Genomic DNA, 9,996 nt, shown 5'->3' on the forward strand with positions numbered 1-9,996 from the left:
GTTCGCAGAGAAGCACGCCCAAGTCGACGTAGGCTGCATAAAACGGGTCTCGTGAAAGGGCTAGCGCCTTGCGGTACGCCTGCTCGGCACCCTTGACGTCAGACTCCATCAGTTGCTCGCCAAGTTCGTACCAGTCTTCGGCTTGCAGCGCTGCGTGTTTCTGTCCTGGCTTCGCGTCGAGGACGACGACATCTCCCTTGATTTCAGCGACTTCGAAGTCTAGCAGGAGCTGCCCGGTATTGGCATCCCATTGCGATGAGCCGGTTTTGACTGCGATGGTATTGCCGACAGCCGTCACACGAATGCCCGAGAGAGGTAACTTGTCAGGCAATTCAGTTTTCAGGCGCGAAAGCGCTTCTAGAATCTTTCGCGACGATATCTTGGCTGTCTGCAATTGAAAGGCAGTACGAAGCACGACGACGTCCTGGAACGTGAACCGCAGTTCGTTTCGCGGGCCTCGTGAAGGCGCGACAAATCCGGCTGTTATCAAACCGGATAAGACGCGCCGGGAGACGCCCAGCAGCGACTGAAGCTTACGCACCGAGATGTCGTGTTGAGTACGTTTGCGCGTCACTTCCGAGCCCGAACCTTGGCGGGGGCCGCCGGGACCTTTTCAGCACGTTGGGCCGGCTTCCGTGTTCGCGGGAGAATAGTTGGCGCGGCTTCTGCGGTTTCTTTACTTTTACGCACGGTCTTCGGCTTCGCACCGCCGCGCGTGAGACTTGCTCGCAACGCCTCCATCAGGTCAATCACCTGTCCACTGGGAGCCTGCTCTACAGGTTCGCTCGAGACAATCTGCTTGCCCTCGATCTTCTGGTCAATGGCCGCGAGAATCCGCTTCTTCTCCTCGTCCTCGTAGGCAGCCGGGTCGTAGCTATCCTGCGCGCCCTGCTCGATGATTTGCAGCGCCAGCTTGAGCTCGGCATCCGACACAGGGACGTGTTCAATGTGCAGGTCGGCGAGCGACCTGACCTCGTCGGCGAAAAGGAGCTGTTGAAAAACGAGCCCCTCGTCAGTGGGCCTGACGACCACGATGTGCGTTTTGCCCTTGGACGCCCACTTGGCCAATGCACACCGGTGGCTCTCGAGTAAAGCCTGCTGAAGCAGACTGTACGGCTTGCCTCCCCGCTTGTCCGGGGCGATGAAATAAGCCTTGTCGTAGTAAATCGGATCGACGGACTTTTCGGGAATGAATGCCACTATCTCTACAACATGGCTCGCGCCGTCTTCGAGCGCCTTGAGTTCATCGGCAGTGAACACGACGAATTTGTCTTTCTCGAACTCGTAGCCCTTCTTCATTGACGATCGCTCGATGACCTCGCCTGTGGATTCGGCAATGTACTGCTGCTTCACCCGGGAGCCATCTGGCGCGAGCATGTTGAACCGCACGTCTGCACCGCTGTCGGTCGCGGAATACAGCTTGACGGGAATGGTCACCAGCCCGAAGGACAACGATAGCGATGCGATTGAGCGCGCAGGCATATGCTTCTCCTCGCAAGCCGGCACCGATGCGTCGGCTCAGCATGGTCGCCTCCCGGAAAGCGGGAGTTTTCGATGCGGCACCTATTTTCGGGGCCGCGGATTTTAAAGCTTACCACCGCAGGAGTTTGCTTTGCTGTGCGCTTAGGTGTAGATCGATACGCGGCTTAAGAGCCGGTCTTCAACAAGCACGCGACGATCGGATCGAGCACCGCGAAATCGAAATCTGCCTTCAGCTTGTAAAGTGACGCGGACGGATGAGCGCCGTCGGACATCGCCTGTTGCCAGGCAGGCAGGGCAGAAACGCTGGCGAACTGGTCGACCAACGGCACATGCTGTTCCTCGGCGACACGGCGTGTCATCGCGACCATGTCGGCGAGCCGCGCGTTCAGGCGTCGATCGAGCATCGGATTTGCCGTTTCCAGCACGGGCAATTTCCCGCTCGCTCGCGCCGCTTTGACGAGCGTTGTCTCGGCATCGTAGAACTGCTGCGGGGTCTGGTTGTGCGTCACTTCATTGATGCCGTAGTTGATCGTCACAATGCGCGCGTGCGACTGGCTCAATCGGTCTACCCACGGCTTGCCGCCCCTACGGTCGTTGCCGGCATCGAGTTGCGTCGCGGTTGTGCCGCCGACGCCGAGGTTCGTGACTACTCCGCCATCGCCGTACTTGGCGCGCAACTTGTCCTGTAGGAACGTGACGGCGTTTTCGGGGCGCGGGCCGCACTGATGATCGATGCAAGAGATGCCGAGCGTCGTGGAGTCGCCGTAGGCCTCGATCAGCAAATCGGCGGCGTTAGCGCTCACCGATACTGCCAGCGTCGAGAGGCCGACAAGGAGGCTGCTACGAAGGCCGATAAGCATTTTCACTGCGCGGAACCTGAGTAGACGGGCGTTCCAGGTTTGGCCGCCACGGCTGGCCGCCGGCCCCGAGTCAAGCGTTTCTCCAGCAGGAACCAGCTTGCGCTGGCATAAATGATCGTGATGGCGAGACCCGCAATCGCCGCGGTCATCCGATTCACGTTCAGGTTCCATAGCACGTACAGGATGGAGAGATGAATCAGGTAGACCGTGTAGCTGATCGTCCCGACATAAACCAGCACCGGATGACAAAGCACTTTCTTGACGATCCCCCGACTTTCTATCGCGACGATGACGAGGGAGGCGCACAGCACGAGCGAGATACTGTATAGCGCGGCATTGGACAACGGTGTGTTTTCTGCTCGAAACCTTGGGAAGTGCAAATGCAAATAGGCAAGCGCAGCAACGGCCGCAACAATGCAGATGACCGCTGGAGTAAAAAGTCGCTCGAATATGCGGCGATCACGCCGTACGAGCATCGCCATTAACGCACCCGCGCACAGCAGGTCCATTCGAAATGGGGTCAAATAATAGATCGGCCAAAACGTGTCGAACCACGGGGTCGCTATGGCACGCATGATCGGTACGACGACTAGCGCCGCGGCTGCTATCCACATCAGCGTGCGTTCGGAAGTAAATAGCACCACGAACGGCCAGACCAGGTAGAACTGCTCTTCCACGGCGAGCGACCACAACACATTGAGACTTGGATGCCCGATATCGCCGATCGATACGCCAATGTTCGTCGCAAAAAAGGCGAACCACGGCCAATGAGCGGCCCAGCCGAGCCCGAATAGCAGGGACGAAACCACCAGGAGCAAGAGGTAGGGCGGCAAAATCCGGCGTGCGCGTCTCGAATAAAAATGCGTGAAATACGATTGTCCGCGGGCCTTTCGATCAACCAGGATGCCGGTTATTAAAAAGCCGCTAATAATAAAAAATAAATCGACGCCCATCCACAGTGGGGCCTTGAGCGCATGCTGCAGAAACACGGCGAGTACGGCGATCGCCCGCAGGCCGTCAAGAGCAACTATGCGATGCGTGTTGTCCGGTAATAAAGCCTGATTGGCTGGCTGATTTAAAGCAGATGACATCTGTAAGTCCGGGCGAGAAAGGGGGCGGTAGCGCTTTGGGTAAATTCCCTCAAATGCAAAAAGCGGATAGTCGAACCGATACTAAAGAAAAAAAATCGGAAAAATATTGGGCGGGTTTTAATGACGTACGCGAATTAAATATCGGGGGAGATGGGGACGCAGGAACGCAAGGATGCGGGAACGCACGAACCCCGCTCAAACCGTGCCCGGCGTCGCATTCGCAAACGCGTCAACCAGCAACTGGACGAATGCGCCGATCTTCGGGCTCAACTGCCGCCGCGTGGCGAACAGCGCCCACACTTCGATGCTGCGCCCCTCCACCGCCCCGAATGATTTCAGCCGGCCGCTTTCAACATAAGGCCTGGCCTTCCACGAAGGCAGGAGCGCCGCGCCCGCTCCCGCGAGCGCGGCTTCGCAGACCATGGATATCGATGAAAACCGCGCCACCGGTCGCGGACGAAATTCGCGGACACCAGCGGCTCCCGGCACGCGCCAGATGTCGTTATCGGGTGCGGAGAGCAGCGTGACGGCGGGAAATGTGGCGGCACCGTCAGCACCGCCCACGTCGGCGATGCCATCCAGCGTGCTTGCCAACTTCGGCGGCGCGACCATGATGTTTTCATCGCGGAAAAAGCAACGGCCCGCCAGTTCCGTGTCGCTCGCGGGGTTGGCGCGGATCACCACGTCGTAGTCCTCCGCGATCAAGTCGACAAAGCGGTCCTCCGCAATCACCTCGACGCGCACTTTCGGGTATTGGGCGATATACGCCGCGCTCAGCCGCCCCAGCGTTTCGTAAGCCAGAACAGTCGGCGCGCTGATCCGTAAGCGCCCGCTCGGCTCCCGCGCGTTCATGCTGACGGCGTCCGCCACATCATCGATTTCACCGAGCAGCTGCGTCGTGCGGGAATAAAGCGTCGCGCCTTCTTCCGTCAGCACGAGGGTCCGCGTTCCTCGTTGCAGCAAGCGCACGCCAAGCGCCTGTTCAAGTTGCATGACCCGGCGAGACAAGCTGGCCTTTGGCCGTCCGGTCGCGCGGCTCGCACGACCGAAGCCGCCGTGCGCCACAACAGCATTGAAATCCGACAGCGCCTGAAGATCCATGGTGTCTCACCGGCAAGACGAAGTGTCTTGATTCTAGGTCTTTCGTCTCGTCAAAGGAACGACGAGAATAAATCCGTGACCTGACCCAACTAACCAAAAGGATTCATCGTGACCATTCTCGTTACCGGTAGTACGGGCGCCATCGGCTCCCAGATCGTCAAGCGTCTTGCACAGGAAGGCGCGAATGTCCGCGCGCTCGCGCGGTCGCCGGAGAAAGTGCAGGTTCCGAGCGGTGTCAGCGTGGTGAAAGGGGACATGACCGACGTGGCATCGATGCGCGCGGTGCTCGGTGGCATCGACACGCTTTTCCTGCTGAACGCCGTCGTTCCCGATGAAGTGACGCAGGCGCTCATTACCCTGAGCCTGGCACGCGACGCCGGGATCGAGCGGATTGTCTATTTCTCGGTGCTCAACGCGGACCGCTTCACGAATGTCCCGCACTTCGCCGGCAAGTACACGGTCGAGCGAATGATTGAAGAATTCGACTTGCCCGCGACTATTTTGCGGCCGTGCTATTTCACGCAAAACGATGTCTGGCAAAAGGATGCGTTGCTCGGCAAGGGCATTTACGCGATGCCCGTAGGCGGCAAGGGCGTATCGATGGTCGATACCCGCGATATCACCGACATTGCAGTGTCGCGCCTTTTGCAACGCGAGAACGCCGCAACGCCGTTGCCTCGCGAGACGATCGAACTCGTCGGTCCCGACGCGCTGACGGGAGCCGGGATAGCGGACATCTGGACGGAGGCGCTCGGCAAGCCGGTCAACTATGGCGGCGACGATCTCGATGCATTCGAAGCCCAGTTGGCGAGCTATTCGCCGGGATGGGTAGCGCGGGATCTGCGCCTCATGCTCGACCGATTCCATAGCGACGGCATGGCGGCAAGCGCCGCCGCCGTGGAACGGATGACCTCGCTGCTGGGCCGGCCGCCGCGTACCTATGGCGCCTTCGCTTTCAATATCGCAAGCCAGTGGAAGAACGGCTGAGGTTGACCCCGTTGGCGTTACAGACTGTATCCGGACGTTTCGGCGGAACACATCAACCGGCCCCGTGGCCGTGCAACATCGAAAAGATGTAACCGTGTAACGCGATGAAAAATGGCTGTAGCGTGAATGACAACTTGATTCCCTAGCATGCATCGACACGCACTTCGTTCATGCCAGGAGAATCCAATGCTTAGCCCTCACGAGTTTTCAACGCTGCTCCTGATCGAGCATTCACCGTTCCAGGTCGAGCCGCGATCGACGGACCTGGCCAATCTGCAGCGTGAGAAGCTCGTGCGGATCGAAACAGGCGCAGGAGGTGAGTTGCAAGTCCGGCTGACGTCGCGAGGTTATGAGGTGTTAGGCCGGTTGCAGCGCTTTTTCACGCGGCAAACGGACTACGCGATTTTCTGACTAGACTCGGGTTCAGAGTCAGGCGCGGGCTCTGCCTCCTCGCCGTGCTCCTGCGACATGACGATCGCGTGCGCCGCGCTCAAGATCGACTGCGCCAGCCTGGGATCGTCCACCGCACGCGCCAGGGTGATCGCTCCGACAATCGTTGCTGCAATGCCAAGCCCGACCTCGCTGTTTTCGCCTGCCGCCGCCTTCGCCAGTCGCGCCGCAAACCGGCGCAAATACTCGGTATAGACTTCCCTGACCCCCGGAATTGCGTGCGTGGCGTCGCCCGCGAGCGCACATAACGCGCAACCAGAGCCCGGATCCTGTACGTGGCGCTCGCTCAAATAACTATCGGCGATAGCTTGCAAAGCCGTCTGCGAATCCGCACTCGCGCGATCCTCCAGTGCGGCGAGGCGGTCTGCGCTGCCCGTCATCGCGTATTGCAGCGCTTCCACGATCAATGCATCGCGCGACGCAAAATGGCCGTAGAACGCGCCGTGCGTCAGCCCCGCACTACGCATGCAATCGGCCACGCCCAGCGCTTCAATCCCGCCTTCGCGAATCTGCTTCGCGGCTGTATCGAGAACACGCTTCCTGCTCTCCGCCTTCTGTGCCTGTGAGTAACCCATTTCATCCTCTTCGCGCTTGACAATCTGCATGATGAGTATAATACTGAAATTGTGGATGACGGACAACATGCAGATTTGCGATGCCGGCCGCGTTGGCTTTTCGGATGCGGTTGGGTTGCCGGATCAATGTCCAGGACACGGCTGGCGAGCGCATTCGGGCGTCTCGCGAGGCTGCACTTTAGCGTCGGCTGTCGGCGCATTTCCGCCGTATTGACAAGGCGGGAACTTAAGGAACAAATCAGGAGCACTACTATGCGTTTCACGGATAAGACTGCGTTGGTGACGGGTGGAAATAGCGGCATTGGTTTTTCGACCGCGAGGCTGTTGCTCGCGGAAGGCGCGCGCGTGGCGATCACTGGGCGCGACCGCGCGAAGCTTGACGCCGCCGCAGCGGAGTTAGGCGCGGGCGTCCTCGCGATTCAGGCTGATCTCGACGATCCCGCCGCAGTCGATTCGATGATCAAGCAGGTGGGTGAAGCGTTCGGCAAGCTCGACATTGTGTTTGCCAATGCCGGCGTGTCCGGGCCGACGCCGCTCGGCGGCACGACGGCCGCCGCATTCGAAGCGATTCTCCGTACGAACCTGACCGGCGTGTTCCTCACGGTTCAGGCTGCACTTCCGTTGATGAGTGCTGGCGGGTCGATTGTGTTGAACGGGTCGGTGATGCGCGAGTTGGGGGCGGCAGGGTCGGCGGCTTATTCGGCATCGAAAGCCGGGGTTACCGGGATGGCGAAAGTGTTCGCGACGGAACTCGTCGCACGCGGCATCCGCGTGAACACCGTGATTCCCGGCGGCACGCGCACGCCGATCTGGACGCGTGGTGCACGTACTGGCGCGACGATCGAAGCAACGGAAGGGGCGCTCGCGCCGCGCATTCCGATGGGTCGCCTGAGCGAACCGGACGAAGTGGCAAACGCAGTATTGTTCCTCGCATCTGATGCGGCGTCGGGGATTACGGCTGCGGAGGTTGTGGTGGATGGCGGGAGTATTGGGGCTCCTTATGGTGCGCCGATTTTTCGGCCTGCTGCCTAGTTGCGTACGGCGCGGAGGTTGGGGTCCTGCTAGCAGTCATTGTGGGGCCGGGGTAGGGCGGCGCGATTACAATCGCAAGTCGGCGTAGGCATTCTCAAGCCGCCGCCGCTTTTCCGCCCATCTAGCCTCCGCCAAGGAACGCTCCGACGCATGAAATTCGACACTATCGTGCTGGGCGCGGGGATCGTGGGGGTGTCGATCGCGGTACATCTGCAAAAGCGCGGCCGGTCCGTCGCGCTGGTTGACCGCAAGCCTCCGGGCCGCGAAACATCGTTCGGAAACGCCGGACTGCTGCAGCGTGAAGGCGTCTATCCGTACGCCTTTCCCCGGGACTTGCGCACCTTGATGCACTACGCGCGCAACGACTCGATTGACGTCCACTACCATCGATCCGCACTGCTCAAACTCGCGCCGTTTCTCTTGCAGTACTGGCGCAATTCCGAGCCGGCGCGTCATGCCGCAATCGCACGACTGTATGCCCCGCTGATCGAGCACTCCGTGGTCGAACACGAGATGCTCGCGCGCGACGCGGATGTCGAGTCCTTGCTGCGGCCGATCGGCTGGATCAAGGTCTTTCACAAAACCGCGACGCTCGATCATTCACTACGCGATGCGCAGCGATGGCATAGCGAGTACGGCATCCAGTACCGCGCACTGGACCGTTCACAGTTGCATCATGCCGAACCGCATCTGAGCCACGCGCTGGTGGGCGGGCTTCATTACACCGACGCCGTATCGATCAGCGATCCGGGCGCGTTGGTCGAAGGATATGCGGCGTACTTCGAGCGCCTTGGCGGGCGTTTCTTCACCGGCGATGCAATCACGCTGGAAGCAGCCGGCAACGGCTGGCGATTGCTGACACAGGAGGGTTCGATAAGCGCCTCGTCGGCGGTGATTGCGCTCGGACCGTGGGCCAAGGACGTGACAACGGCGCTGGGATATCGCTTGCCGCTGGAGGTCAAGCGTGGCTATCACATGCACTTCGTTGCCCAAGCGGGAGCGGTCCTGAACCATCCGGTTTTCGACGTCGATAACGGTTTCCTCCTCGCGCCGATGGCGCGCGGAATTCGTTTGACGACGGGAGCAGAACTCGCTCATCGCGATGCCCCTCAAACGCCTGTTCAACTCAAGCGTGCCGAGCCTCACGCGCGTTCCCTGTTTCCACTGGTGGAGCGCATCGATGCGGAACCCTGGATGGGCCGCCGTCCTTGCACGCCTGACATGATGCCGGTCATTGGACCTGCGCCGCGTCACAAGAACCTGTGGTTTGCGTTTGGCCATGGGCATCACGGGCTGACGCTCGGCGCGGTGACGGGCCGCATGATCGCGGAGATGATGACGGGTGAGGAACCCATAATCGATCCGGCGCCGTATAGGGCAGAACGATTCGGCGTCCCTTGAAAGAACAGCCCAAACGCGCAGACCCTCTCTGAAAATTTATCGGGGGAGCCGTAGAATCGGGTTCACCGGACCTGGCGGCTGGCGTTGCCGCCGCTCGTCCTCAACTCACGAACCCGGGCCGACCATGAACCAGACTGCTTCTGCTGCGCACGACAACACGCCCGAAATCTGGCTAATCCGGCACGGCGAAACCGAATGGAGTCAATCCGGCCAGCACACGGGCCGCACCGATATTCCGCTGACCGACCACGGCCGCGAACAGGCCCGAAGCTTGCGACCCGTGCTCGCGGCGCAAGCCTTCGACCTCGTACTGTGCAGCCCGCTGACGCGCGCTCGCGAAACCTGCGCCGAAGCCGGCCTTGGCGCGCAGGCGCAAGAAGAGCCGCGTCTGCGCGAATGGGACTACGGTATCTACGAAGGCCGCACGACCAAGGATATCCATGTCGAAGAGCCTGACTGGTCCGTATGGACGTCTGCGATTCCCGACGGCGAAAGTATCGACGCGATTCAGGCACGTGCGCAATCGCTGATCGAGCGCTTCCTTGCAACGAGCGGGCGCATCGCGGTGTTTTCGCATGCGCATTTTCTGCGCGTTCTCGGCGCTTGCTGGATGAGCGATTCCGCGGCCCTCGGCGCGCATCTCCTACTCGATACGGCCTCGGTCAGCGTGCTCGGTTTCGAACGCGACGCACGCGCTCTGCGGCAGTGGAACATACGTTACCCGCAGCGCTAGGCGTTCACTGCCCCTGCATTCCAGGTTGGTCTAACGCGAACGTCGGCGCGGGCATCGTGTCGACGCCGCGAACAAGCGCATTCGCCGCTGAGCCGCCGGTCGTTTTCCCGGTGGAACCGCGCTTGGCACAGCGCTTTAGCCATGGGCGTGGCTAAAGAATTCCCCGGCGCCGCCGTTAGTTAGTCGGGCGTGCACCGTTCGCAAGAGCGTGGCTGCATGTTCGAGTGCCGGTGCAGCGAGGGTCTCGCGCGAAGGTGTTGCTCGCGCCGCATCGGGGAATATTC

General features: G+C 60.6%; 11 protein-coding genes. 5 read left to right on the top strand and 6 right to left on the bottom strand.

Annotated features, from left to right (window positions below):
* The 5 genes from WCA53_RS30665 to WCA53_RS30685 form a co-directional block, all read right to left on the bottom strand.
* A partial coding sequence (locus WCA53_RS30665; protein WP_423920319.1) for a MerR family transcriptional regulator occupies positions 1-574 on the bottom strand: 574 nt, incomplete at its 3' end.
* The gene (locus WCA53_RS30670; protein ID WP_423920322.1) at positions 571-1,482 is read right to left on the bottom strand and encodes a Ku protein; all 912 of its coding nucleotides are present in this window, start codon (positions 1,480-1,482) and stop codon (positions 571-573) included. The genes WCA53_RS30665 and WCA53_RS30670, both read right to left, overlap by 4 nt.
* Before the next feature lie 164 nt (positions 1,483-1,646).
* Positions 1,647-2,342, bottom strand: coding sequence for an SGNH/GDSL hydrolase family protein (locus tag WCA53_RS30675; RefSeq protein ID WP_423920325.1), 696 nt, complete (start codon positions 2,340-2,342; stop codon positions 1,647-1,649).
* 2 nt (positions 2,343-2,344) lie between these two features.
* Entirely contained in the window at positions 2,345-3,433 is a 1,089-nt protein-coding gene (locus WCA53_RS30680) for an acyltransferase family protein (protein ID WP_423920329.1), read from the bottom strand.
* A gap of 195 nt (positions 3,434-3,628) precedes the next feature.
* Complete coding sequence (locus tag WCA53_RS30685) at positions 3,629-4,534, bottom strand: LysR family transcriptional regulator (RefSeq protein WP_423920333.1); 906 nt, start codon at positions 4,532-4,534, stop codon at positions 3,629-3,631.
* Between the two features lie 108 nt (positions 4,535-4,642).
* On the opposite strand from WCA53_RS30685, the gene WCA53_RS30690 reads away from it, so the two are divergent.
* Positions 4,643-5,521 (top strand): SDR family oxidoreductase, encoded by an 879-nt coding sequence (locus WCA53_RS30690; RefSeq protein ID WP_423920336.1) that lies wholly within the window; start codon positions 4,643-4,645, stop codon positions 5,519-5,521.
* Between the two features lie 186 nt (positions 5,522-5,707).
* Positions 5,708-5,932: a hypothetical protein gene (locus tag WCA53_RS30695; RefSeq protein ID WP_423920339.1), complete on the top strand. Its 225-nt coding sequence runs from the start codon at positions 5,708-5,710 to the stop codon at positions 5,930-5,932.
* Here WCA53_RS30695 and WCA53_RS30700 read toward each other — a convergent pair.
* Positions 5,917-6,576 (bottom strand): TetR/AcrR family transcriptional regulator, encoded by a 660-nt coding sequence (locus WCA53_RS30700; protein ID WP_423920342.1) that lies wholly within the window; start codon positions 6,574-6,576, stop codon positions 5,917-5,919. The genes WCA53_RS30695 and WCA53_RS30700 overlap by 16 nt on opposite strands.
* Positions 6,577-6,798: 222 nt before the next feature.
* Here WCA53_RS30700 and WCA53_RS30705 point away from each other — a divergent pair, with 222 nt between their 5' ends.
* The 3 genes from WCA53_RS30705 to WCA53_RS30715 all read left to right on the top strand — a co-directional run bounded on the left by WCA53_RS30705 (position 6,799) and on the right by WCA53_RS30715 (position 9,712).
* Complete coding sequence (locus WCA53_RS30705) at positions 6,799-7,578, top strand: SDR family NAD(P)-dependent oxidoreductase (protein ID WP_423920345.1); 780 nt, start codon at positions 6,799-6,801, stop codon at positions 7,576-7,578.
* A 150-nt stretch (positions 7,579-7,728) separates the two neighbouring features.
* A complete protein-coding gene (locus WCA53_RS30710) occupies positions 7,729-8,979 on the top strand; it encodes an NAD(P)/FAD-dependent oxidoreductase (protein ID WP_423920350.1) in 1,251 nt (416 codons plus the stop codon).
* A gap of 124 nt (positions 8,980-9,103) precedes the next feature.
* On the top strand, positions 9,104-9,712 hold the full coding sequence (locus WCA53_RS30715) for a histidine phosphatase family protein (RefSeq protein ID WP_423920353.1): 609 nt from the start codon (positions 9,104-9,106) through the stop codon (positions 9,710-9,712).
* Positions 9,713-9,996: the final 284 nt, after the last annotated feature.

It is taken from the genome of Caballeronia sp. (genome assembly GCF_049581465.1).
GTDB lineage: Bacteria > Pseudomonadota > Gammaproteobacteria > Burkholderiales > Burkholderiaceae > Caballeronia.

Excerpts from the sequence above, each read along its gene's own strand:
- WCA53_RS30670 (WP_423920322.1), bottom strand. The coding sequence starts at position 1,482 with ATGCCTGCGCGCTCAATCGCATCGCTATCGTTGTCCTTCGGGCTGGTG.
- WCA53_RS30675 (WP_423920325.1), bottom strand. The coding sequence starts at position 2,342 with ATGCTTATCGGCCTTCGTAGCAGCCTCCTTGTCGGCCTCTCGACGCTG.
- WCA53_RS30680 (WP_423920329.1), bottom strand. The coding sequence starts at position 3,433 with ATGTCATCTGCTTTAAATCAGCCAGCCAATCAGGCTTTATTACCGGAC.
- WCA53_RS30685 (WP_423920333.1), bottom strand. The coding sequence starts at position 4,534 with ATGGATCTTCAGGCGCTGTCGGATTTCAATGCTGTTGTGGCGCACGGC.
- WCA53_RS30695 (WP_423920339.1), top strand. The coding sequence starts at position 5,708 with ATGCTTAGCCCTCACGAGTTTTCAACGCTGCTCCTGATCGAGCATTCA.
- WCA53_RS30700 (WP_423920342.1), bottom strand. The coding sequence starts at position 6,576 with ATGCAGATTGTCAAGCGCGAAGAGGATGAAATGGGTTACTCACAGGCA.
- WCA53_RS30705 (WP_423920345.1), top strand. The coding sequence starts at position 6,799 with ATGCGTTTCACGGATAAGACTGCGTTGGTGACGGGTGGAAATAGCGGC.
- WCA53_RS30710 (WP_423920350.1), top strand. The coding sequence starts at position 7,729 with ATGAAATTCGACACTATCGTGCTGGGCGCGGGGATCGTGGGGGTGTCG.
- WCA53_RS30715 (WP_423920353.1), top strand. The coding sequence starts at position 9,104 with ATGAACCAGACTGCTTCTGCTGCGCACGACAACACGCCCGAAATCTGG.